The organism is Rhizobium sp. BK377 (assembly GCF_014193935.1).
Taxonomy (GTDB): Bacteria; Pseudomonadota; Alphaproteobacteria; order Rhizobiales; family Rhizobiaceae; genus Rhizobium.
Genome location: NZ_JACIAC010000007.1, coordinates 103,701 through 127,472 on the forward strand (window position 1 = coordinate 103,701; position 23,772 = coordinate 127,472).

The window sequence follows — 23,772 nt, forward strand, 5'->3', positions numbered from 1 at the left end:
TTCCCAGCCAGGAAATGCACCGGAAAACTCTAACCAAAACTGGTCCAGTTTGAAGGGTTCAGATCACGACTTGTTTGGCATCATAGGGATCAAGCGTGTCATCGAAGCGCGTCCATCCCTGCTGTTCATAGGCACTACGGCGTTCGGCCGGATCAACCCAGCTTGAGCGTTTCAAGATCGCGTCGGCTTCGGGTGCAATGGCTTCGTCCACCTTGGCGGTGACCAATGTACCGCCCCGACGAACGCCTTCCGCATAAAAATGGGCATCGCGTTCCGGGACACCGGACTCGGTGAGAGCGCCGATAATGCCCCCGGCCGCACCGCCGGCGACTGCCCCCGCCGCCGCGCCAGCAGCGGTCGCTGCAAGCCAGCCTGCCGCTACAACCGGCCCGACACCTGGTATCGCCATCAAGCCAAGGCCAGTGAGGAGGCCACCTGCGCCACCGACCACGGCGCCGATTCCGGCCCCGGTTCCAGCGCCCTCTGCTGCATTCGAATCCCCATGCCGCCTGTCGGCATTATTGGAGACAATGCTGATATCGCTAGACCGCACACCTGCAGCTTCAAGGTCACTTACCGCCGCGCTGGCATCTGCGTAGTCATCGAACAGTCCGGTTACAGTTCTCATAGATGATCTCCTTGAGATTAATTGGCGACGACGTTGCCCTGGTAATCCAGTGCGACGGTAACGGCCTTGCCGTCCTTCATGGCGGCGGCATTCCAGATGCCTTGGTCGTCCTTCTTGAGGTCCTTGACCCCGGTATAACCGGCTTTCTCGATCCGGTCCTTGGCCTGACTTTCCGTAAAGCTGTTTGCGCCTTCGACCGGGGCCGTGGGGTTCTTCGTGTCCGGTGTCGCAACCGCCGGGGTGTTGCCATTGCTGTTGGCTGCGGGTGCAGTCTGAGCAACGGCTGAAAGAGTTGATACGGAGGCGAGTGCGGCGGCAAGAATGATCTTTCTCATAGTTTCCTCTCTAGCTCGGATCTTCGTCGTTGGATCCGTTGCTCAACCCCGTGATAAACTGTTTGTTCCGCCATCGGACTTTAGGCTGAAGGTTCGAACCAATATCTGCAGATTCGTCGAATGCCCGTCCGGTCATCGCAACTGAGAGGCGTTGCGGATCTGGACGATCCAACGCTTGACGTTGCGCCCTCCTGACTGGCGCCATGATCTTCGGGCAAGCTGAAGAGGCAGGTGATGGCGGCTAAGTTGATCCTGTCGGCCCTGGCGCCGTATTCTATCGTTCATTGCCGACTTCACAGATGAGCCGCGCGTCACCTCGAGAGAAGCCCAGGCGAATGTAAGCCCTGATGGCGGAGGAGAAGACGTTTGACCGCAATCAGTGAATAGCGGCTATTGCGATCACTCCGGCTTCGCCAGCGGCGCGCAACATGGCGGTTCGAAGGTGATGTGGATCGCCGCGACCGATGATGACATCCAGACAGACTTTGACGGCAGCACAGAACTCCTCGCCATCGTCGTGCGGCCATTCGTGAAGGAGGGCTTCGGCTGCATCGCGAGCTGTGCGGACTGTTTTCCGCCTCTGTTTATCCGGAAAGACCAGAACAATTGGCTCGATCGGTCTGACTGTACGCCACTTCATAGTCGCCCTCAAACGACAATCATCAATGGAACGCAGCAACTATACATTGCACTCGTTTGGATGCAAAGGCATCGAATCCATTGCTCCGATTTATTCGAGCTGTTGAGCTGACGTGCTCAGCTTGGTCGATCTCAGCGATCGCCAGGGTGGGATCTGGTCCAGATCTTTAGGGGTCGGCGGAGCACGCTCGTCGTCCGACAAGATAGCGGGCTAGGCAAAGCGTTTCCGACCTATCGGCCAGCCGTTGCCCGCCCCAGCACCTCGGCCATGATCTCCGGCATCGTCGGCTTCGAAAGCCACTCTCCAGCCGAGAAGGCTTCGGCCGCAACGTCACTCTGGTCGACATCGGCCCCGGAATACACCACGAAGGGAACTTTCATCTGCGCGAGAGCCTCGACGACGTCCGTGCACAGGCCGTCGTTCACCCTCGGATCGACGACTGCGAGATCCGGCGTGTTCACCGCCAGCCATGCCAGCGCATCCGCTCTCGTGTCCAGCGACGTCACGGACGCTGCTCCGAACTCCTTGAGCATCTCCTCCATGTCGAGCGAGATGAATGGTTCGTCTTCGAGGACGAGAACGTTTCCGAGCTTCACGCGATACCCCTCCGCACAAGGAGCGTAGTTGTCTTGGGCCGGCGTCGCAACCCACGTTTTCGTGGGCTGAGCGTCGCAGGCGCCTCGCTGTCCTTGCCTTGCGAAACCTTTCTCGTTTCCTCACGTTCAGTTCGAAAAATGAGGTGACCACGTGCGCACAGACGACCGGCCCGAAATCCATGGAGATATCCCAGCAGCAGCTTCTGAACAGGGAATGGCAGACCGCAAGGAACTGGCATCGTTCGCATTCCAGCGAACCCGGATGCCAATGGTGGTCGCCGACGCCCGCGAGCCCGATATGCGGATCGTTCTTGCGAACGACGCCTTCGTCGAGCTGACGGGCTATTGTGCCGAAGAGATAATCGGCCGGAACTGCCGGTTCCTTCAAGGTCCAGACACGTCGCCCGTAGCCGTCGCGGAGATCCGTGCGGCAATCGCGCAAAGGCGCGACGCGACAATCGAGATCCTGAATTACAAGAAGGACGGCACACCGTTCTGGAACCAACTCCATTTGTCCGCCCTTCGGGACGAGGCAGGTGCCGTTGCCTATTTCTTCGCGTCGCAGGTCGACGTCACCGAGCTGCGGCGTGTGCAGACGCTGGAAGAGGCCGAGCACAGGCTGCTTCTGGAAGTCGATCATCGAACCAAGAACGTGCTCGCCATCGTCGACAGCATCGTGCGCCTCAGCAAGTCGGAGAATTCAGCAGCCTATTCGGCTTCGGTCAAGCAGCGCGTTCAGGCGCTGTCGCGCACTCACATGCTGCTCGCGGAGAGCGGCTGGCAGGAAGTTAGTCTCGAATCCATCATTCGCACCCAGGTCGCCGTCTTTGGCGGCGATCAAGTCGACGTCCAGGGGCCGGAGATCATGGTTCCCGCACCATCGGTTCAGCCTCTTGGGCTGGCTGTCCACGAGCTTGCAGCCAATGCCGCGGTCCATGGATCGCTCTCGCGCGGAAAAGGCACACTTTCTATCGACTGGAGAAAAGAAGGAAACGGTCTGGTGCTTCACTGGAACGAGGAAGGTGGCCCTGTCCCGGCTGAGCGGCACGGACATGGTTTCGGCACGGTCCTCCTTGGCGCGGTGGTCGAGAAGCAGCTTGGTGGATCAATCCACAGGACCTGGGGAAACGGAGGGCTCCAACTGCGCATTGAGCTCCCATCCCTCGACCGCGTGGGCGGCGGTCTGAGACACAAGCCCTGAGGCAGCCCCTCCGAGGCCGAACAGGCTGCGCCGACGTAACCTTTTTCAACCGCCAACGTTCTAAGTAAGAGAAGGAGATTTTCGATGACGTCAGAAGCCACAGCCGCAAAGCAGCGAGAAATCCAGGATCAAGTCGACAAGGCGGACAAGAAGCAGAAGCCGAAGGAACCCGGCGCGATGCAGGCGGGCGCTCGCCGCTATCCCGAGCCACCGTTTCCAAAGGTCCATCAGGACAAGCCAGGATCCGAAGCCGATCTTCCACTCGCCCCGATGTATGACGCGCCCTTCTACAAGGGCTCGGAAAAGCTGAAGGACAAGGTCGCATTGATCACCGGAGGCGATTCCGGCATCGGTCGTTCCGTTGCGATCCTCTTCGCGCGTGAGGGCGCCGACGTCGCGATCGTCCACCTCGACGAAGCCGAGGACGCCGAGGCGACCATGGCTGCGGTGGAGAAGGAAGGCCGCAGGTGCCTCGTCATCCGCGGCGACGTGAAGGACGCAAACTTCTGCCGCCAGGCGGTCGAGAAGACGATAAAGGAGTTTTCCAGCCTAGACGTGCTCGTCAACAACGCCGCCTTCCAGGTCCACACCGCCGAAATCGCAGACCTGACGGACGAGCATTTCGACGAAACGCTGAAGACAAACCTCTACGGCTATTTCTACATGGCCAAGGCCGCCGTCCCGCATATGAAGAACGGCTCGGCGATCATCAACACCGGCTCGGTGACCGGCCTCGAAGGCTCCAAGGAGCTGCTGGATTATTCGATGACGAAAGGCGGCATCCATGCCTTCACGAAGGCTCTGTCGAGCCAACTCGTGCCGAAGGGCATCCGTGTGAACGCAATCGCGCCGGGACCGGTCTGGACCCCGCTCAATCCTTCCGACAAGCAGGCGGAGGACGTCGCGAAGTTCGGCAGCCAGACGCCGATGAAGCGTGCGGCCCAGCCCGAAGAAATCGCGCCGGCCTACGTTTTCCTCGCGTCCCCGCAGATGTCGAGCTACATCACCGGCGAAATCATTCCGATCGTCGGCGGTTACTAGTTCAGGAACGGAGGACGTCATGACCGAAATCAGAGACAGGCGGAATGCCCGCGTTACCGAGACTGCAACGGAAGCCCGGCAGGGTCGGTACGGGAAGTCCGTGTTCCTTGTTTTGGTCGGCGGCCTCGTGCTCGCGATGATCGTCTGGGGCGGCGTCGAGATCTGGGGCGAAAATATCGACCGGACGGATGGCCGGACGACTGCAGCGACGTCAAACGACCCGATAAACGCCCAGCCTTCCGGTGCCGGAACCTTCGACAACAGCGCCGCCGACGGGTCAAGCAAACCGCCTGAAGCGACGGATCGATCTCCTTCCCCAAGCGGAAACGGCGGCGGCCCGACGCAGGTCACCACGCCATCCGGAACGGAGAAGACGCGATGACCAAGCGGGAGGAGGCTGCAACATGACCTCGAAACGTCGCCTCGTCGGCGTCAATCACGTCGCGCTCGAAATCGACGACGTCGAGGAGGCGCTTCATTTCTACGGCTCGATCTTCAGCTTCGAACTAAGAGGCATGGAGATGGACGACAACGACCGTCCGCACATCCGCCGGCCCGGATCCTTAGATGAGGATGACTTGACCAAATTCGGGAGAGGTGTCGAATTCGTTGCGCAGTACCCCACAGTCACACGTCTTACTGACCGGCTTCGTGCGAAAAGCTAAAAGTGAGGGTGAAGACTGTCGTGTGAATACCACGTGACATATGTCGGCGGTCACAGCGTCGTGCTTTCGATCTGATCCGCGGCCTGAGAAAAGGGTGCCACCCGGTTACGGAAAGACACCCTTCATACCGACTTTAAAGGCGCCAGCAGGATAGGAGTTAGCGGACGCACCACGGTGTGCAACGGACCAAAGTCCGATGCGAGTTTTTGACGTCAACGATTTCTTGGTGCCTGGCAGCCTAGCGAAAAATGCCCCGCATAGGGCGGGGCAAGGAGTGCGGTAACTGGAAAGGTCAGGAAGCGCGCGAGCGTGCGCATTCCCCGTCGCTTCGAACGCAAAGCTCAATAAAAAGTTCCACAGAAAAATAGGGAGACCGCTTGCGAGCAAAAAAGCCCGCGTGCTTTTTGACGTGGAGGGCGAGACCGGATCAGTCGGAAACAATCTCGCGAGTGGCCGATCGTCAACGATCCCCGCAGCTCTGCAAACAGCGCCGGCAATCGCTGTACCTCATCGAGCACCGTTAAATGCCCCACTTGAGCTTGGAGGAACGCTTCCGCATCTTCCAGTTTGCGTCGGTCACCTACGCGTTCCAGGTCCAGAGAAATTGTGCCTTGTACTCGATCCGCAAGTTTGCGAGCGAGCGTGGTCTTGCCAACCTGACGTGCGCCGACTAGCGCGACCACGGGTGTGTGCGCCAAGGCCTGTTCGAGAGGGTCTGGGTATAATCATTACCGTAAATCATAAATCAGAGTTTCGATAACGGTCAATTTCCTTTGCCAGGATGGTAGAGCTTGCCATAGCACCCCATATCGCGATTTCGCACGTGTTCATTCGCGAACTCTGTTGGGGACGAGTGAGAAGCCCCATTTATGGGCCTCATTGCGTTCCTGATCGCTGCTGCTGGATGGAATGAGCCAGTTGCCGATTGCCGCCGGCGGTCGACCCAAATGCAGAAGCATCGGTCTCAAACGCCCTCCATTCTTATGTATCGGATGTCATTGATGCGAAATAGAATCTTGCCCGCTGAAGGGCGGTTCGATTCCGTTCAAGGCGAAAAGGAATGAACGCTGGCCCTCGCTGCTTTCGTCCGGTTTGGGTTCGGGCTTGCGGCAAGACGACCCGGTCGGTGACAGGGCGGTCGTTAGCAAGCAAAAGGCCGCTTGCGGCGGCCTTCTGCGTTCTCTAGTGTTACATTCAGCCAGCAGCCTTGATGCTTGTATTGCAAAGGCTCCAATAGCCGCCGCCCTTTTGGATCCACTTCAGATCTCCAAGCGTGCCGGCATCCTTGGCCGAATGATAGGCATCGACGCAGGTATGGAGGCGAGCCTTTGCGGGCGTCTCGCTTGAATATTTCTTGTCGATCGCCTTCGGGAACTCGACGCTCTTCGGCGCCGCGGTCGTCGCCTTTTCAGGCTCTTTGTCGGTGGTCTTTGCGACGTCCGCCTCGTCTTCCTTATCGGCGGCAGCAGCGTCCGCGCCGCAGAATTTGGCGCGGAAATCGTTCCATTTCATGGCTTTGGCAGAGCCGTCAGCTTTTGCCGCCTGATATTTTGTGCTGCATTCCTTCATCGTCAGCGCGTGCGCCGGCGTCGACATGATAAATGCAGCAAGCAACGATCCGGCAGCGGAGAGAAGCAATTTGTGCGACATGTGATTGGCCTCAGTCGATGATGTTGACGTTTCAATCTTCTCTTCCGCCTGAGCTATGGCGCCGATAACGGAACGGCTCCATTGGGAGCCCTGCTCAATGAACCTCCGATGAACGGTCGCGCTGACAAATCATCGTAGCCACCGCCGCGCTCGCGGGCGGCCCAGCAAGGTCGGAACGTCGACATAATCCTTTTTGCGCAGATGGGCCGGTCCCTGATATCGGAGAAGCTGGCCGTTGTTCCGTAAGCGGCCGATCAGCAATCCGTCTTCGGATTTCGTCAGCGGCGCGATTTCTCGCGCGCCGGCGAAGCGCGCCGTCCCGTGCGTGTCCGATTCACTCATCGTTCCGAAATGCCCAACCAGCGGCGCCGTCAAAAAGCGGATCAGCAATACGACGGCAAACAGCACGAATGCCCAATCGCCGACGTGCCGGAGGATATCACCCTTGCTGCTGCCGAGGATCACACGCAGGCCGTAGATGGCAATCAGATAAGTTACAGATCCCTTGAGGAACGACCGGGCATATCTGAGCGGCAAAGTGATAAGCGCGACGATCGCTGAGAGCGGATCGCGGGCTGCCGTGCGCATCATATTGGCGAACGCAGCTTTGATCTGACTAGCATACATCATAATGCTGCACTCCCACTATCCGATCGACGGCTCGGGCAGCTGTTGTTTCAGAAGATCGTCGAACAGATCCCGGTCGCCGTCGCGGGTGAGGAACTTCGGCAATTCGGATCGAAGCCACGCGGCCAGTCCTTCTGTGATCTGCAGGTCGCGATTTTTCTCCAGCCGATGCAGCACAAGGGCAGCCGGCGCGATCACTTGCGGAACACGTTTTCTCGAATGCCGAAGAAGCCATGCAGGGACTGCGCGGCCGCATCCTTGACGGGAATTCAGATCCTCGCGAAATCTCAAGACAGCTCCAATCGTCGCCGCAAACGATAGGCACACTCCTCGGCAGGACCGGCATGTTCGAAGACAATGCTGCGCGTCGCCGGGCGCTCGGCCTCATCAAGGGGCTGGCAGCTCACGTCGAGCAGTGCGGCAAAACCTGGCAGCGGCGACTTGAGGCCGAGACCAATTCCGAACGCCGGAAGCGGGAAAGGCAGGACGTGATTGCGGTGCCAGATCTCAGCGATGGATCGAAGACGCTGCTTCGCGAGCTCGACGGTCTGCCGTCGTCGGAGAAGAGCAGGCCAGTTGGCGAGTTGGCAATGACTCCTGAAGGTCGCAGAGCGTTGGACGAAGCAAAAGAAGTCGTGAGCGCGATCGAAAAACGCTTCGGTCGCGCCAATCCCGCAGACCTTGCAGAACAGCTGAAGCGGGCAGGGTCAGGTCAGGTGGTGACATCGAGCGTATCCGCGATGTCACGCGGCTTGCCGACCGCAGCCATCGCGCCGAGCTTACCCAGCGGCTGGAGCTGAAACGCTCCCTTGGCAGCACCAACACACTGGGATTGAGCATGTGATTTGATGCAGGCCATCGCGCCAAACAAAGCGTATAGAATTCCAGTCGGCGATCTAATAGGGCGAAGCCGATTGGGAGGTCAGACGTGTTCTTCCCTTAGGTGGAGCTACAACGATGTCTCTAAACCTCTTAAATCTTCCGGAACTCTCCGAGCGGCACATAGAGATGCTCGCTCGACCTCCGGATGGCTGAGAACAAGCGTGCGGAACCTTCCTCGTAGACGCGAGTTGAGAGGAGGCCACTGCAAGTACGGACCGGTTGGCAGAAGAATCGTTTCTCTTTCCCGGTTGATTTCACGGTTCAAGGTGCAAGCCGGCGGGCGGCCTGCGATGCCACTTCCAGCAGCGGCCAGCCATGCTCCCTCGGCCTCGCCAGCGCGCGCGCTGCGTAAGACACCAATGCGGTAAACGCCAGCAGTCGATGTGGTCAAGAGCCTGAGACCATTTGGCCCGCCGCGTGGAAGGGCTAGTACGCTAGGCGGCCGACGGTCCGGGGTCGTCCGGCTCCTCCGGCGGTATTCCGCTGCACGCGGGTCCGATGCCTTGCACCAATCTCAGGATCGGCTTGTTGCCCAAGCCTATCCTCACCGGAAAGTTGTCCGATCTGCGCATCATGCGCTCCGGCTGGTACTTCACCGCTTCCAGCGAGATCGCTTCCATATGGCCGTCTACGTTTTCGATGACGATGGTCTGACCTTCCCTCAGGCCAAGCAGCGCAAGACCGCGTAGTGTGTCCACCGGAAGAAGCATTCCGACCGGCGTCGTCATGCGGCCGGTGGTGAGGACTCGCGTATCGCGGCGGCCGTCTGCGCTGAAAGTCACGCGACTGTTCAGGCTGGCGATGTCCTCCGGGAGATCCTCCCTAAACATCACGATGGCCGAAGCCTTCTTCCGCCTGAGGAGGCGTAAGAGCGCGGTGTCGCGCACGAGTGGGTCGTCGTGCATCGTCTCGAGCAGGGTGTAGTCTTTCGTGGTCAGCAGGCATTGGTCGTTCATCGCAGTTCTCCATCGCCCGCAGAGGGGCGTTCATAACCGACATGGATGGAGTTCCCCTGGCCGCGCACGGCACAGGGGTCAGCGTTCTGCGGTAATACACCCTCCAGGAAGACGAGGGCGATTGTAGGCGCTCATAACAGGTGCTCCGTTTCTGCGGGCTCTCGCAACGTCCTCACAGTCAGGCGGTGCAACCGCCCATCGCGAGCCGTCCAGTCGATCGACTGACCGGTTTTCAGGCCAATCAGCGCGACACCGATCGGCGTAAGAATTGAAATCTTGCCTTCGGCAATGTCTGCCTCTCCGGGAAACACGAGGGTCACCTGCCTATCTTCGCCCAGATCGCTGGTAAAGCGAACTTCGAAGCCCATCTGGACGACATCGGAAGGGACGAGGGCGTCGTCGACAACGCGCGCCCGTTACAGTTCTTGAAGAAGCGCGTCAGACACATCAGGGTTCTTGGACGCATGCGCCTCGGCGAGTTTGGTCAGCCTTCCATGTTCGCCCTTGCCTATGGTGATCGCCGGTCTTCGCGAGGTCCAGCTGCTTGCCATTCGATAACTCCTGCACGCCGCCAACCAGGTTCTGCGACGGCGAATGATGGAATTGTTGAGAAAATGCGGGGAGACTCCCAGCCTCGGCCGCCAACCCCCTCGGCTGGATGCGATGCGGCCAGCCGGGGGTCAAGTTCCTGCGATGAGGAACACCCGTCTTACGACGATATCATGATGCAAGATCAACATGTGATGAAGATGGTGACGAACTCCGCATCAGTCAAGGATAGCGTCTTCTACCGGCTGCGTAGAGGGGACCTCTTCAAAGTCAATCAGTGACTGGGAGGGCGACTTGAGTTGTCGATTCGCGACGGCTGCGATTTCTAATGCAATTTCCTCCCCGTCGGCTGGGGAGAGAACCCCGCCGAGGCGGGGAAGGGTGAGGGGTGATGTTCTATGCGACCGACATCTATCGGCTTTGTTGACTAGACATCCCACGTCACTTGCCACGTTTTTCATATTTTCTCCATCTACTGCAGAAGATCCCGTGAGCGGCCCATGCGCAGAATCAAGAAGGTAGCGCGGCGAGGCAGGACTAGATGTCGACTTGTCAGGGCCATCCTCTATGTCCCGAAGCAGCAATACTGGATGGAGAGCTGACATGCACATCGATGGCGCATGCCAATGCGAAAAGATCACATATGAAGCCGAGGTCGATCTGCAAGACGTCGCGATCTGCCATTGTGCCGACTGTCAGAGATTGACTGGCACCGCCTATAGGGTGACCGTCAGCACACAACGTAGCCAGTTCCATACCACGTCAGGTGAGCCTAAACTTTATGTTAAGACCGCCGACAATGGTCGTCGGCGGCTGCAGTTCTTCTGTTCCGATTGCGGATCGCCCATCTACACGACGGGAGAGAATGAAGACGCCGAGCAGGTCGGGATCAGACTGGGAACTGTCAATCAGCGTCGGGGGCTGAAGCCCCATTCGCAGATCTGGTGCTCCTCGGCTTTGGCGTGGGCGCAGGATCTGACTGGACTTCCAGGTCGACCGGGGGGATTGAGCGTCCCAGCAGAAGACGTAACCGAACGGGTTTCCGTCTTATCCCAGAAGGAAAGCGACGAAAGTCGGCCAGCGCGTCCAGCGGCTCCCGGTACGACGCCTTGAAATTGGACCTCACCCGAGATCGAAGTCGAGCCGCCGTTATTGCCATCAGCCGTCGAGGCATACATATTTTTGTGTATGCAATCGATTTCTAAAACGCCATAGGAGTAAGCATGGCCCGCCTTTCAAACATGGTCGCCGTCGTAACTGGCGGCGGCAGAGGAATAGGTCGAGAGATCGCTCTACAGCAGGCCAGGGAAGGGGCAAAGGTCGCCGTGTTGGCGCGAACGGCCACCGAGATTGAGGAAACAGCCTCTCTCATTGACGAAGCGGGCGGTGAAGCGATCGCTGTTTCGACGGACCTGATTGACCTTGCCGCCGTTGAAAGTGCCTTTGCTCGCGTTGCGAGCGAATTGGGCCCGATCGACATTCTCATCAACAACCACGGCTCATTTCAGGGCTTTGGTCCTATTTGGGACTGTGATCCCCTTGTTTGGTGGCGGGATGTCGAGATCAATCTTCGTGGTACATTCAACACTTGCCGCACGGCCGCCCCTATGATGTTGGCGCAGAGCAGCGGCCGGATCGTAAACCTCGTTGGTGGCGGAACGGGCAACAGCTTTCCTCATGGCTCTGGCTACGCGTCCAGCAAGGCCGCCATCATGCGTTTCACGGAGTGTCTGAACGACACAACCATTGGCAACAACGTGCGCGCGTTCGCCGTCGATCCCGGTCTTGTTCGCACGGCGATGACCGAGTTGCAGCTATCGTCGGAGGCCGGGAAAATCTACTTGCCCGGGATCCAGAAGCTTTTCGAGGATGGTGTCAACATCGAACCGTCGCGGGCTGCACTCTTGATTGCCGACATCGCTGCCGGACGCTTCGATACTCTGGCTGGCCGTCTCTTGCGCGGTGTCGATGATCGCGATGTGCTCGCAGAGGAGATGGATGCGATAGTCGCGGCAGACGATAGAGCATTGCGTTTTAGCTCCGTCGAACAAGCTAGGCTTTGAAGATAAGTTGGTGGTTGGAGAGCCCCGTTTGCAAAGTGCCTGAATGAACATGCGGCGCCGATGGTACCGCTGCGCTATCCGTCGGTAAATTCATGTCCGCGGGTTCGCACAGCCGTCCTGTCTCATCCGGGCCTGGCGGTCGCCTCCGACTGGATGCGCTGGAACTGGCTGATCGCAGCGTGCGGCGCGTCCTAGAAGACAGGAAACTCCGAGGATCGATCTTTGGGCGGTGTTCGCCACCGACAGGCTGACAATGCAAAGACACGCGTGTTCGCCGATTTCGCGGGATCGATTGTTGCTGCGCAAAGGATATAGGCCCGGTGGTTGACTTGTTCACCGCGGGCGGCCGGAACTTCTTGAATCGGCATCCGTTTTTTGACCGAAATGAAATCGTAGGGGACTTCGCTGGCGAGCACGTCCCGAGGCAGAGCGCGGGATCGAGCCTAGGTCGCTGGCGGACAGGATCATGAGGTCCGCTACGAGGCTAAGAAGGAAGGCGTTTCCAAGGACACGGTTAAGAAAGCCGTGAAAAGCGCCGGCAACTCTCGCAAGAGGTCGAGCAGGAAATCGGCCGTCTGTAGGCCGTTAAGATCGCGACCTATAATGTCAAAGGCGTCAACGGCCGGCTTGAAGTTCTCATCCGATGGCTCGAAGAGGCTGGGCCGGACGTCGTCTGCCTGCAGGAGCTGAAGGCGCCGCAGGAGAAATTTCCGGTCAAGGCGATCGAGGCTGCGGGCTACGGGGCTGTGCGGCAGGGCCAGAAGCCATGGAACGGCGTCGCGATCGTTGCCAATGGGCGGGAGCCGCACCTCACGAGAAAGGGATTGCCGAGTGAACCGGAAGACGAGCACAGCCGCTAGATCGAGGCGATCGTCGACGGCATTGTCATCGGAGGGCTCTATCTACCGAACGGCAATCCATATCTCGCCCCGAGCAGAACCGGCAAAGTCGCAATTTTTCGTAACACAATAAAATAATCGTGCCCCCGCACCTGTGTAGATTGCATTACGGCGATGCATTGAAGCCTCGACCGTTAGGTGGTCTCGCAAGGTCGGCTGCCAGACGCATAAGCCGCCGACGGCATGCACATTAAATGAGGGAAGATTATGGGTTCAAAAGTACACCTAACGATTGTTTGTTGTGCTCTAGCGCTGTCCGCAACAACAGTGACCACCATGAGCGGATTTAAAGTTGAAGTGCGAGCGGAAGCAGAACGTTCCGTCACGAGTGTACTTCCCACCGGGCCCGCAGTTGGTGACATGGAGCTGTCGCCGTTCTACCGATGGGATGGTGAATTGCCTGAAAAGCCGGGACATCTGCTGCGTAAGGAGTCTGCGCCGGTTCAAAAGGATTTAGAATCGGCGAGCGAAGTCCTACGTATCCTTTACACATCCACAGATGCGCGATGGAACTCAGGACTTCTGCCTGTCAGCGGCATGTTGTACCTCCCGGCGGGTCCGCCTCCGGCTGAGGGGTGGCCACTGATTGCATGGGGCCACGGCACCCTCGGCATAGCCGATGTCTGTGCGCCTTCCTGGGCAGGGCTGAAAAAGCGAGATGCCGCCTATGTGAACCAGTGGCTAGGTGCCGGTTTTGCTGTGGTTGCTACGGATTATCAAGGGCTCGGGGGGCCGGGACCCCATCCATACCTTTATTGGCAGTCGGAAGCACGCTCAATCCTCGATTCGGTGCGTGCTGCTTCGGCTGCTGCTCCAGGTCGTCTTTCCGGTAAAGTCGTAATTGCCGGCCAGTCACAGGGCGGGGGGGCCGCACTGGGCGCGGCTAATCTCTTTCGTGAATACTCTCCTGACCTCGAGATCCTAGGTGTCATCGCTACAGCGCCCAACAGCACGTTTCCAGACGGTCCAATTTCGCTTCCGGCGCGCAATTCTGCGAACATGTTTTTCAGCGTAGCTACAGTTGGGCTGCGGGATCAAAAGCGAAGTGTAGAGGAAATCCTTAGCGACAAAGGGAAAAAGCTTCTTGTAACAGCGCTGCAAGGCTGCACCCGTGAGGTTGGCATAGAAGCTCAAAAGCTTGGAGTAAAGTCGTTGGCGGACGCATTCTCTATTCCGCTTGAGGAGCTCGCAGCCATCAGAGTGAATGCCACGGACATGCCGCAGAAGACCATGGATATACCATTGCTTATTGGGACTGGTCTTGCCGATCACACGGTCGAGCCTATGCGTCAATATGCTCTGGTGTCGGCTCTGTGTGCGGCCGGCAACGACGTGACTTGGCGCCGCTATGATGGACTAGACCATGATGGAACATTGAACGGGTCTTTCCAAGACTCTGTCAGCTTCGCTCGCGCGTTGATCGAGAAAAAGAGGGTGGTAGCAGAATGCTCGCAGATCTCCGCGCCTGGACCTGTGCAGGAGCCGGATCCGCATTCTCACCATAACGTTGATTAGAATCCGAGAACTCACGTTCTGACGCAGGCGGTGAACGCGAATCTTCTGAGAACGATCAGTAGTCCATCCACCATCGTCCCGACAAGAAGGTCCTCCTGACCGGGAGTGCCGCCGGTCCCGGCGGTCAGCTCGACGTCAATCGTCAGCGACCGCCGTCCGGCGATCTCGCCGATACTCGCCGGCTTCCAGAAATCCACCCGCTGGCAGGATGCAGTTACGAAAGGCACCCGTCCGACCGGCGCCCAGCACGATCATCGAACATCACGGCTGGCGTATATGCGCGGCGAACGATAAGGTGTTTGGCACAACGATGTCCTTCACGCTTCCAATCAATGTGCAGGCGACAGTGGAACCGCTCGAACTTATATCTCGGAGTCGCCAGTCACATTCCTGTCCGAAATCAATTTGTGCATGGCGAGCTTTGACGCGCAAGTGGTTTAGACCGGCTCCGCCATGAGGGCTTCCGCATCACGTCCTGCGGCGAGGCGGAATGGCGCCGAAATGGCCCCCGATCGCGAACAGACCGCTACGCTTCGCGAATTGCTTCCACAGTGCGAGTGGCCGAAGGCCTTTGCCTAAAGAGGTGCAATTTCGCCGCATTAAAAAAGGCGATATGCTGCCCATGACTTGATCTATTTTCGGCGTTGCTGCCAGCCGCGCGGCCTTCGCTGTCACTCGGCACAAATCAACTTGACCGCGGAAGCCTCCTTTGTCTTTCTGCGCGATGTAGACCTAAAGTGAGCGAAAGAGCCAAATGCCCCGCTTTGTAGTTGCCTTGATTATCGGAGTCGGAGCGCTCCTGAACGGCTGGTATCGTCTTGGAACTCCAGCAACTGATGCCGAGCAGACAGGTTGGCTATACACTCGTTTTGGCCCGAATGGAATCGGGTGGGGTATGATAGTGCTCGGGGCAGTCGTGCTTATTGTCGGTGTTTTTATGCTGCGGGCTTGGCTGACCCCAGTCAAGATGGGTGAACCTAAAGTCAAACGCGACAGGTGAATGGTCGTGTGTTTGTGAACCAGCACCAATGGTTGCCCCTACCGCTCTTACGCAAGGAATTGATTTACAATCCGAGATGAAAATGGAGAGGGGTCACGATCGGAGCCGATGATGGTCCATCCGGATCCAGGTGTTCCTGCGAATTCAGACACTTGCGAGCCTTTTATCCGTGGTCTACCTTCGGTGCTGGATTCATAGATGAACGGGACCGGCGTGACCTCCTTCGATCCTTCGAATTTCGGGCCGTAGACCGCTTCGTCGACAATCACATCCCATTCTTGGTAGGGTGCGCGCTAGCCGCTCTGGCGCCCGTTCCTTTGCGCCTTCCCCACCGGTTCGCCGCGACCATAGACGTCCGCCTCGGCGGCTTCAGCCTAATCGAAGGCTGAAAGCGGCGACATCAGCGCTGCCACGATAACCAAGCCACTACTCCTATTCATGAAAGACAATGTCCGCTCCCGGGCTGTCTGTTTGCCACGTCGCTCTGCGACCGCGCGAAAAGTGCAGGCAAACTGCTCTTTGATGGATTTTGTCTTGTTAAGAGATGCTTCTGCCATGGTAGCTTTGGGGATCGGCCGTGGACGCGGCGTGATGCCCGACGCGGTTTACTTCTGCCCCGCGCCGCCAGCTTCCGCAACAAATCGCAGCGCGAGTTAATATCACTTAAAACCGATCCCTTACTCGAAGGGCTACTTCCAGGACGTCGTGCAGCCGGGATCCCCGGCCGCCGAGCCCGGAGAAAAAAATGTTATCGCATCTTAAGCCATTGCCGCAGAGCGAAGCTCTCGAAACCTTGGTCGCGGCGTCCCCGCATCAAGTCCGGCATTCTTCATCCGTTTCGGTCATCCTTCCGACCTTGGACGAAGTCGAAAATATCGATCGCGCGATTGGCGAGATCATCGACAATCTTGAAACCGGATATACGTTCGAAATTCTGGTGGCCGATGGCGGATCGCGCGATGGAACGTGCGAGAGGGTCGGGCGCTGGGGCGCGCACTATCCCGTCAGGCTTTTGCAGAACAATGGTGGCGGCCTTGCCGAAGACGTCCTGGCCGCGGCAGGGCAGGCTCAATATTCCATCGTCGTCGTCATCGACGCCGACGGAAGCCATCCCGCAGGATCGCTCGCAGAATTGATCGATCGTGTCGCCTCGGGCCGCCACGACATGGCGATCGGCAGCCGCTATGTCGACGGAGGCGCCACTGTCGGGTGGTCTTTGCGGCGCAGGCTGCTCTCGCGCCTGGGGGCGGCCTTCGCTTCGCCTTTCACCGACGTCCGGGATCCGCTATCAGGCTTTTTTGCGATCCGCCGTCCTTGCCTTCTCGCCGCCGGAACTCATGCGAGGGGCTTCAAGATCGGACTGGCGGCCCTTCTTGCGGCGGGAGCGGGATTTCGGGTTTGCGAAGTGCCGATTTCCTTCGTCGATCGGCAATCGGGCCAATCGAAGATCGGCGCCGGCCATCTGGTCGCTTACCTCGCCCAGCTGCTCGCCTATCTCCGGGGTACACGTTTCTCCGGCACTTTCCCGCGCTTCTCGGTGGTCGGCACGGCAGGCTTCGTGCTCGATCTGGTGATCGCGTCCTTTGTCCAGGGGTTGGGCGCCGGCATTATGGTAGCGCATATTTGCGGCTTTTCCATTGCGACCGCCTGCAGCTACGTCGGACATGCCCATTATTCGTTCGACGACCGCGGAAAGGACAGCGTCCAGCGGATGCGTTCCGCAGCCGTTTGGATCCTGGCGCTGGCGATGCGCGGGGGCATCATTTCGGCGGCGTCCCTTCTTTGTCTTCCGGTAACCATTGCTTTGGCAGCCGGGATTATCGGCGGTGGCATCGTCAGTTATCTGGGCAACGATCTTTTTGCCTTTCGCAGAAAAGACATGCTCCCCCTCGCCGTACGCTGGAAGCTAGGCGCAATCGGACTGACGACTTATGTCTTTTTCCTGCGCCTGTTCTACCAGGGCGCCATCGACCTCATGCCGCAGGAGGCTTATTATTGGACCTATGCTCAGCATTTGGACTGGGGCTATCTCGATCATCCGCCAATGGTCGCCTGGCTGATCTGGCTCGGGACAGCGGTCTTTAGTGACAGGGAATTCGGCGTGCGCATCGCAGCGCCGCTGTGTTGGCTTGCGACCGCATTTTTCATGTTTCGCTCGACAAGCGAGACCTTCGGCCGTACGGCGGCCTTTCTCTCGCTGCCGTTGTTGGCGGTCCTTCCGTTTTTCTTTGCGACGGGCGCCGTCATGACGCCGGATGCACCCCTGACGGCAGCTTGGGCGGGGGCGCTGTATTTCCTGCAGCGGGCACTCGTTGCCGGTTGCCCGAAAGCCTGGCTCGGCGCTGGCGTCTTGATAGGGTTCGGCATGCTGTCGAAATATACGATTGCTCTCCTCGGACCGGCGGCCCTCGTTTTCATGATCGTCCGCCCGCAGTCCCGTCGATGGTTTGCAACTCGCTGGCCCTATCTCTGCGCCATCTGCGCGACAGCCCTGTTTTCCCCGGTCGTTGCCTGGAACGCTGCACATGGCTGGTTGTCTTTCGAGTTCCAGGGAAGCCGTCGGTGGCTCTCCGATGATGTGGTCTTTTCAGCTCCAACGCTTCTCCTGTTCATCGCCATCGTGCTCGGACCGGTGGGGTTGCTTCTGGCGGCCACGTCCACCGCGCGACTGACGCGCTTGTTGGCGGCGCGCCGATTGTGCAGATCGGAAACATTCCTCGCGGTCTTCACCTTCGTTCCACTTGCCGTCTTCATAGCCTTCAGCCAGTTTCACGCGGTCAAGCTCAACTGGACCGGTCCGATCTGGCTAGCGCTCCTCCCGCTCATGGCCAGGATGATCGAAACCGCGCTCAGATCTGCTTCGATGACAAAGGTTGCGACTGCCGCGCAAGTTCTTGCGATCGGCACCGTCCTGGTCTTTTCCGTGCTTCTCCACTACCTCGCCCTCGGCCTGCCCCTGGTCGGATATCCAAAGGGGCTGCGGGCCATACCGATTGCCTTTGAGGAATTCGTGTCGGCTGCCGAGGAGGTGAAGGCGAGGGTTGCTGCAACGACCGACGGGCGGCCGCTTCTTGTTGGGATGGACAAGTACAATGTGGCGAGCGAACTCGGATTTTACGGCAGGGGCCGGACAAGGCTCGATGACATCACCAGCAGGAACCTCTTCGGCGATTCCGGTCTGATGTTCGAGCACTGGCGATCGGCGCAGGCGCTTTCCGGCAGGGTCGTGATCATGGTCGGATTGAAGGAGGACAGCCTTTCCGGTCAAGGCCTCGCCAATTGGTTCGAGGAGATCGGCCCTATTGAGCAGCGTACCATCTACAAAGGCGGCACCGAAGCTGGGCGGTTCTTCTACAGGATCGGCTACGGTTATCGCACGCACGATGGCGGACGGGTCTGAAGGCATCGTCAGGTCCCTGCGGGGTTCTTCCCGGCTTGCCGGCAGGCCGCGCGGAAGGATCCGCAAGAAAGGGTGCGTCTTCTCACCTGCGGACACGACGGGAAGATCGCCCCAATCATAGAATTGAACAAAACGAAGCCCACCTTTGCGGCGAAATCCGTAGCGTGGGACGAAAACCGGAAGTGAATGGAAACGCGCAATGTCAGGCGAAATCGCCTACTGTCCCGTTCTGGTCTATATCGCAGATGACCGGGGCCGTTACCTCGCCAGTGAGGTGCGGCGGTGCGGCGGCTTTAATATTCGAAGCGTCGCCAGTCGTCCGGATCTTCCGTATGCTCTGGACGATCTGGGCGGCTGCGTCGTCGTTACGGTCACCTAGATGATCGGAGAGGTTCGCGCGATTGCCAACGTTTGCGTGATCAACATCCAGGCCTTCGTCCTGCCGAATCACGAAATATCCGCCGAAGATCCGCCCGTTCTTTTCGACAGGCGGGCCCTCCTCGAAAGAGTGCGCAGCAACAGCAGGGCTCAGCGGAACCACATGCCCGCGACCTAGTTGAATAGTGGAAGAGGGACATATAGCGCGTCGTCTGCCATCGCGCGTATACCGCCGTGGCGATCTCGTGGCACATCGAGCCTCGAACAAGCGCCTTCAATAAATCAGCGACTCCGCCGCAGCCGTTATCGCAGTCGACGCAGAATCCTTAACCTCCTCCGCTCCGCGCTAGGCTAGGGCGATGGACAAGCGAAACCGTAATGGCCACTTCGATTTTGCCGGGTTCGAACTTCTGCAGCGATGTCGGCCACAATGAGTTCTCCCACGGCAGCCTGAAGCCATTTCAAATGTCGCCTGAACGATGGCCACTCGCCTTCAGCCGGCATAAGGCTGAGTTGGCGGAATTCGCACCGGATTCGGCACCCTGACACCGACGGCGCCGGCAAATACCTCCCAGCCGGGAAGTAGCCAACACGGAACCCTCCAAAACATCCGACGTTTAATCTTCTGCAAGACAAACAGGGTTTGAACGTTCATGCGTCTGATGATTGCCGTTGTTGCCGTCATGATAGCCTCGGTGCTCAGCATTGCGATAATGTCTCCGTCGGGCGCCGGACAGACCGGCAACGGGGCCAAGATCGAATCGAGCGTGAACGAGGCCGCCGAGAGGTGAAGCTTGATGTCAGATCGCTTTATCGAACGAGACGAAGGACGCGAGAGGCAAACGCTTGGGGATGCAGATATCATTGGGAAGTGGCGACGTCTTCGTCTCAGGTTCTCTCCGCAGCAGCCGCGTTGGTATTGTGGTCGCCCGCTGGCGTGAACACCAACGGTTTGACGACCATATACATTGGTGGACTTTCGCACGCTGAAAGGTGAGCGCGTTCCGATCTACCTGGATGCTCTGCCTAGGAAGCCTGTGAGATGGTGTTTTTCATCCTCAACGGGCATTGGCAATCGTCTCGCTGAGAATTCGGCCGAGGGCCGTGCCAGGAAGGCCGAGATCGCGAACGCTGCTCATATGATTGGAGCCTTCAAGCCTTTCGCTGGTGACCAACAGTCCTTGCTGTTGCAAGTGGGATGAGAAGGCTTCCGCCTGCCGATGAAACGGCGGCGTTTCTTCAGCGCCGACCGCGATGGTGGCGCGGCAGCGCTGGTCAAAAGAGTGCAGGATCGGCGAAAAGTCGGCAACTTCTCTGTCTGTTATGCCAATCTCTGACTGCAGGAAGGATGATTGCAGGGGCTTCAGGTCGTATAGACCCCCAAGCAGGAGGGCTGCCGACACGCCCGAGAAAGCCTCCTGCCGATGAAACAGGAAGCTGGCAAGATGGGCCCCGGCGGAATGACCACTGACCGAAAAGCGAGATGCGTCGCCGCCGTGGCTTGCGATATGTGCCAGCACCCACTGCTTTGCTCGCCGGACCTGGTCAACGAGCACCTCCATCCTGACATGCGGCATTAGAGCGTAATCGACGATGACGGCGATTGCTCCCGTGCCGACGATCGTGTCGGCGACATAGGAGTAGTCGCGCTTGGAAAACATCCGCCAGTAGCCGCCGTGGATGAACATGTGCACCGGCCGCCCGGCTGGACCGTCGGGATAGAAGACGTCCAGGAGTTCACCTGTTCCGTTCCCATAAGAGATTTCCCTCATGGGGAGCCTTGCGCGGGTCGAAGCACTCCTTGCCCTAATCTCCGAGACGATGGCGTCGAAGTCTGACACATGTCCCCGTATGCGAAACGGATCAGTCTCCAAGAAATTTTCCTCCGTCTCAGAGGCTCGTTGCGACATACTTGGCCTCCATGAACTCGGCGATGCCGTGATGCTGTCCGCCTTCACGTCCGAGACCACTTTGCTTGACCCCGCCAAACGGCGCTGCGGGATCGGAAACCAGCCCGCGATTGAGCGCGATCATACCCGCCTCCAAAGCGGAGGAAACGCGAAATCCCCGTGCTATGTCGCGCGTGAAGACATAGGCGGCGAGACCGTATTCGGTGTCGTTGGCACGCCTTATCACCTCGTCCTCGGTATCAAACCTGTAAAGTGGCGCAACCGGTCCGAAGATCTCCTCTTTTGACATCTCGACACCGTCGGGCATGTCGACAAGTACCGTCGGCTGGTAAAAGTAACCCAGCCCCGCAAGGGCCTCGCCGCCGCAGGTGACCCGCGCACCCTTTGCCTTGGCGTCACTCACGAGGCGATCAATTTTCTCCACCGCCTTTGGCGTGATCATTGGCCCACATTCGGTAAGGGCATCGACACCGGGACCTACGTTGAGAGCTGCCATTCTTTTGGTCAGCCCTGCCGCGAATGACTCGTAGATTCCTGACTGGACGTAAAGACGGTTCGCCGCGGTACAGGCTTCGCCCGCGTTGCGCATTTTCGCAACCATTGCGCCGTCGAGTGCTGCATCCAAGTCGGCATCGTCAAAAACGATGAAGGGAGCGTTGCCGCCGAGTTCCATCGAACAGGAGATGACATGCTTGGCCGCTTCCGCGAGAAGCAGGCGGCCAACACCCGTAGACCCGGTAAACGAGAGTTTTCTGACGCGCGGGTCCGCGAGGATGGTCGCGCTGACTGGGGCGGGAGTGCTTGTCGTCAGAACGTTGACGACGCCTGGCGGTACACCGGCCTCCTCATAGATCGACGCCAGTGCATAGGCCGTCAGTGGTGTCTCGCTTGCCGGTTTCAGGATGACAGTGCAGCCAGCGGCAAGTGCCGGGGCGATCTTTCGCGTAGCCATCGCAGCCGGGAAATTCCATGGGGTGATCAGCAGGCAGATGCCGATCGGCTGGTAATCGACAATGATCCGGTTGGCTCCCGACGGAGCGATGCCGAATTCTCCCTTAATGCGGACGGCCTCTTCTGCATTCCAGCGGAAAAACTCGGCGGCATAGGCGACCTCGCCGCGGGCGTCGCGCAGCGCCTTGCCATTCTCCAGGGAGATCAAGGTCGCAAGCATTTCGGAACGCTGGATCATCAGTTCGAAACAGCGTCGCAAGATCTCCGAGCGCTTGCGCGGCGGCGTGGCCCGCCAGTCAGGCGCAGCCCGGGATGCGGCCTCTATGCTTGCCTGCGCATCCTCGACGGTGGCGTCCGCAACAGTCGCAAGAAGCGCCCCGGTCGAGGGGTCGGTCACGTCGATCTTGCGCCCGCTTTTCGATTGCCGCCAGTTCCCATCGATATAAAGGCCGCGGGTCGTGGCCTCAATGTCTGGCAGGTGGCGCTCGGCCTGTGGCAGTTGCTGGGCAATAGTCATTTTGGTTCTCGAATGCTTAGAGGGCAGAGGCGGTAAGATCGCCGTCATAGGCTGCACGAACGAGACGCTTCATGGCGTCGATGTCGAGAGGCCTCGGGTTATTCTTGATCAATCTGTCGATGCTGAGCGCCTGTTCGGCAGTCCAGTCGAGCTTGTCGGCGGTAAGCCCGAGATCGGCGAGTGTCGGCGTGATGCCGATGGCTCGAAAGAGCCTGCGGATCTCCTCGATGGCTGCTTCCGCCATTTCCTGCTTCGTCCTGCTCGTTGAATCCAGACCCAGTGCCTGGCCGATCTCGGCCAGCTCGGCCGTCGAGGCGGAGCGGTTGTAGTTCATGACGTAGGGCATCATCGTTGCGACGCCAAGCCCGTGGGCCGTATGGGTCAATGCGCCTGCGGGATACTGGATGGCATGCGCTGCTGCGGTACCGGCCGTGCCGAATGCGCAGCCGGCAGCCAGTGCACCCATCATTACGTCGGCGCGCGCATCTTCGTTCGATCCCTCCTTGCAAGCCGTTTCAAGGCTGCGTCCCAGGAGCTTGATCGCGAGAAGCGCAAAATAGTCGGTAAGTTCACTCTTACCGATAAAGACATGATTCTGGGGCAGCAACGGGTCGGCGCCGCGTCGGGCGGCTGTGAATGCCTCGATTGCATGAGTCAACGCGTCCGCGCCCGCGACAGCGGTCAGGCCTGGCGGGCAGGACATTGTCAGCTCCGGATCGCAGATAGCCGCTGCGGCGATAAGATAAGGGCTCGATATGCCGACTTTCAGCGTCCGATCCGGGTCGGAGATGACGGCAACCGGCGTCACCTCCGAGCCGGTACCCGCCGTGGTCGGGACAGCGATGATCGGGATTGTCGGACCGGGAACCTTGAACTCGCCATAGTAATCCGAGAGGCTTCCGCCATAGCTCAAAAGCAGGGCGGCGCATTTTGCCATGTCGAGGCAACTCCCCCCGCCTATCCCCATCACCATGTCGGGCTCGAAGCTCCGCGCCTCCTCGATGCATAGCGCAACGGTGTCGCGCGGCACATCCGGCAGGACCCGGTCATGGATCAGTGTCTCGATCGACGCCGTGTTCAGTGCGGCTACAAGCTCGGCGAAGATGGAAGTGCCTGCGAAGCGCTCATCCGTGCAGATCAGCGCCCTTTGGCCGAGCCTCTTGGCGACCGACGGCAGCGCGAAACGTTGGCCCTTGCCGAACAGAATTTCTTTCGGGAGCCGGATAGCGGCGAAGAGGGTCATTGTACTGGCCCTTTCACCAGTGCGGGGATGACGAAAGACCTTGAGGAAGCGTCGCAAAACTGTCGCGCGATGTCCTCCGCGCTTAGCCGAATGACCTTCATGAAACCTCCGATATAAAATCCTATA

21 protein-coding genes and 6 pseudogenes are annotated in these 23,772 nt (G+C 58.9%); 11 read left to right on the forward strand and 16 right to left on the reverse strand.

Annotated features, from left to right (window positions below; translation table 11 throughout):
* Positions 1-58: 58 nt before the first annotated feature.
* From FHT92_RS24225 to FHT92_RS24240, 4 genes are all read right to left on the reverse strand, one after another.
* Positions 59-628: a general stress protein gene (locus FHT92_RS24225; RefSeq protein ID WP_183830086.1), complete on the reverse strand. Its 570-nt coding sequence runs from the start codon at positions 626-628 to the stop codon at positions 59-61.
* A gap of 17 nt (positions 629-645) precedes the next feature.
* On the reverse strand, positions 646-963 hold the full coding sequence (locus FHT92_RS24230; protein ID WP_183749161.1) for a PepSY domain-containing protein: 318 nt from the start codon (positions 961-963) through the stop codon (positions 646-648).
* A 376-nt stretch (positions 964-1,339) separates the two neighbouring features.
* Positions 1,340-1,603, reverse strand: coding sequence for a DUF982 domain-containing protein (locus FHT92_RS24235; RefSeq protein ID WP_183749162.1), 264 nt, complete (start codon positions 1,601-1,603; stop codon positions 1,340-1,342).
* A gap of 230 nt (positions 1,604-1,833) precedes the next feature.
* Positions 1,834-2,199 (reverse strand): response regulator, encoded by a 366-nt coding sequence (locus FHT92_RS24240; protein ID WP_183749163.1) that lies wholly within the window; start codon positions 2,197-2,199, stop codon positions 1,834-1,836.
* Positions 2,200-2,350: 151 nt separating this feature from the next.
* Here FHT92_RS24240 and FHT92_RS24245 point away from each other — a divergent pair, with 151 nt between their 5' ends.
* The 4 genes from FHT92_RS24245 (at position 2,351) to FHT92_RS24260 (ending at position 5,106) form a co-directional block, all read left to right on the forward strand.
* On the forward strand, positions 2,351-3,400 hold the full coding sequence (locus tag FHT92_RS24245) for an HWE histidine kinase domain-containing protein (RefSeq protein WP_183830089.1): 1,050 nt from the start codon (positions 2,351-2,353) through the stop codon (positions 3,398-3,400).
* Between the two features lie 84 nt (positions 3,401-3,484).
* Positions 3,485-4,441, forward strand: a complete 957-nt coding sequence (locus FHT92_RS24250) for an SDR family oxidoreductase (protein WP_183749165.1) — start codon at positions 3,485-3,487, stop codon at positions 4,439-4,441.
* A 19-nt stretch (positions 4,442-4,460) separates the two neighbouring features.
* Entirely contained in the window at positions 4,461-4,823 is a 363-nt protein-coding gene (locus tag FHT92_RS24255) for a hypothetical protein (RefSeq protein ID WP_183830092.1), read from the forward strand.
* 22 nt (positions 4,824-4,845) lie between these two features.
* Positions 4,846-5,106, forward strand: a complete 261-nt coding sequence (locus tag FHT92_RS24260; RefSeq protein ID WP_183830095.1) for a hypothetical protein — start codon at positions 4,846-4,848, stop codon at positions 5,104-5,106.
* 341 nt (positions 5,107-5,447) lie between these two features.
* Here the strand turns inward: FHT92_RS24260 and FHT92_RS29450 are convergent, their stop codons facing one another.
* The 4 genes and pseudogenes from FHT92_RS29450 to FHT92_RS29455 all read right to left on the reverse strand — a co-directional run bounded on the left by FHT92_RS29450 (position 5,448) and on the right by FHT92_RS29455 (position 7,674).
* Positions 5,448-5,789: an AAA family ATPase gene (locus FHT92_RS29450; protein ID WP_312858789.1), complete on the reverse strand. Its 342-nt coding sequence runs from the start codon at positions 5,787-5,789 to the stop codon at positions 5,448-5,450.
* Positions 5,790-6,300: 511 nt separating this feature from the next.
* On the reverse strand, positions 6,301-6,756 hold the full coding sequence (locus FHT92_RS24270) for a hypothetical protein (protein ID WP_183830098.1): 456 nt from the start codon (positions 6,754-6,756) through the stop codon (positions 6,301-6,303).
* A 198-nt stretch (positions 6,757-6,954) separates the two neighbouring features.
* A pseudogene (locus FHT92_RS24275) lies at positions 6,955-7,386 on the reverse strand (type IV secretory system conjugative DNA transfer family protein); the annotation flags it as partial.
* Between the two features lie 15 nt (positions 7,387-7,401).
* On the reverse strand, positions 7,402-7,674 hold the full coding sequence (locus FHT92_RS29455) for a hypothetical protein (RefSeq protein WP_246735541.1): 273 nt from the start codon (positions 7,672-7,674) through the stop codon (positions 7,402-7,404).
* On the opposite strand from FHT92_RS29455, the pseudogene FHT92_RS24285 reads away from it, so the two are divergent.
* Positions 7,566-8,227: pseudogene (locus FHT92_RS24285) on the forward strand (Ti-type conjugative transfer relaxase TraA); the annotation flags it as partial. The gene FHT92_RS29455 and the pseudogene FHT92_RS24285 sit on opposite strands and share 109 nt — an antisense overlap.
* Before the next feature lie 472 nt (positions 8,228-8,699).
* On the opposite strand, the gene FHT92_RS24290 reads toward FHT92_RS24285, so the two are convergent.
* From FHT92_RS24290 to FHT92_RS29765, 3 genes and pseudogenes are all read right to left on the reverse strand, one after another.
* A complete protein-coding gene (locus tag FHT92_RS24290) occupies positions 8,700-9,221 on the reverse strand; it encodes a nucleoside-diphosphate kinase (RefSeq protein ID WP_183830101.1) in 522 nt (173 codons plus the stop codon).
* A 131-nt stretch (positions 9,222-9,352) separates the two neighbouring features.
* Positions 9,353-9,625, reverse strand: a pseudogene (locus tag FHT92_RS24295) (GreA/GreB family elongation factor); the annotation flags it as partial.
* Between the two features lie 12 nt (positions 9,626-9,637).
* Positions 9,638-9,772: a hypothetical protein gene (locus tag FHT92_RS29765; RefSeq protein WP_312858786.1), complete on the reverse strand. Its 135-nt coding sequence runs from the start codon at positions 9,770-9,772 to the stop codon at positions 9,638-9,640.
* A gap of 601 nt (positions 9,773-10,373) precedes the next feature.
* On the opposite strand from FHT92_RS29765, the pseudogene FHT92_RS24300 reads away from it, so the two are divergent.
* From FHT92_RS24300 to FHT92_RS24315, 5 genes and pseudogenes are all read left to right on the forward strand, one after another.
* Positions 10,374-10,769 (forward strand): annotated as a pseudogene (locus FHT92_RS24300) (GFA family protein); the annotation flags it as partial.
* A gap of 224 nt (positions 10,770-10,993) precedes the next feature.
* Positions 10,994-11,833: an SDR family NAD(P)-dependent oxidoreductase gene (locus FHT92_RS24305; RefSeq protein ID WP_183830104.1), complete on the forward strand. Its 840-nt coding sequence runs from the start codon at positions 10,994-10,996 to the stop codon at positions 11,831-11,833.
* Positions 11,834-12,238: 405 nt separating this feature from the next.
* Positions 12,239-12,414 (forward strand): annotated as a pseudogene (locus tag FHT92_RS29460) (DUF3606 domain-containing protein).
* A 9-nt stretch (positions 12,415-12,423) separates the two neighbouring features.
* Positions 12,424-12,792, forward strand: a pseudogene (locus FHT92_RS29465) (endonuclease/exonuclease/phosphatase family protein); the annotation flags it as partial.
* 147 nt (positions 12,793-12,939) lie between these two features.
* Complete coding sequence (locus FHT92_RS24315; protein ID WP_246735542.1) at positions 12,940-14,247, forward strand: lipase family protein; 1,308 nt, start codon at positions 12,940-12,942, stop codon at positions 14,245-14,247.
* A gap of 11 nt (positions 14,248-14,258) precedes the next feature.
* On the opposite strand, the gene FHT92_RS24320 is transcribed toward FHT92_RS24315, so the two are convergent.
* Positions 14,259-14,474, reverse strand: coding sequence for a hypothetical protein (locus FHT92_RS24320; protein WP_183749171.1), 216 nt, complete (start codon positions 14,472-14,474; stop codon positions 14,259-14,261).
* 1,518 nt (positions 14,475-15,992) lie between these two features.
* Between FHT92_RS24320 and FHT92_RS24325 the strand changes: the two genes are divergently transcribed.
* Complete coding sequence (locus FHT92_RS24325; protein WP_183830107.1) at positions 15,993-18,647, forward strand: glycosyltransferase family 39 protein; 2,655 nt, start codon at positions 15,993-15,995, stop codon at positions 18,645-18,647.
* A gap of 202 nt (positions 18,648-18,849) precedes the next feature.
* Here the strand turns inward: FHT92_RS24325 and FHT92_RS24330 are convergent, their stop codons facing one another.
* The 4 genes from FHT92_RS24330 to FHT92_RS24345 all read right to left on the reverse strand — a co-directional run bounded on the left by FHT92_RS24330 (position 18,850) and on the right by FHT92_RS24345 (position 23,646).
* Positions 18,850-19,188, reverse strand: a complete 339-nt coding sequence (locus FHT92_RS24330) for a hypothetical protein (RefSeq protein ID WP_183749174.1) — start codon at positions 19,186-19,188, stop codon at positions 18,850-18,852.
* Between the two features lie 895 nt (positions 19,189-20,083).
* Positions 20,084-20,797, reverse strand: a complete 714-nt coding sequence (locus FHT92_RS24335) for an alpha/beta hydrolase (protein ID WP_312858787.1) — start codon at positions 20,795-20,797, stop codon at positions 20,084-20,086.
* A 118-nt stretch (positions 20,798-20,915) separates the two neighbouring features.
* Entirely contained in the window at positions 20,916-22,403 is a 1,488-nt protein-coding gene (locus tag FHT92_RS24340) for an NAD-dependent succinate-semialdehyde dehydrogenase (protein ID WP_183749176.1), read from the reverse strand.
* 16 nt (positions 22,404-22,419) lie between these two features.
* Positions 22,420-23,646, reverse strand: coding sequence for an iron-containing alcohol dehydrogenase (locus FHT92_RS24345; RefSeq protein WP_183830110.1), 1,227 nt, complete (start codon positions 23,644-23,646; stop codon positions 22,420-22,422).
* Between the last annotated feature and the right edge of the window lie 126 nt (positions 23,647-23,772).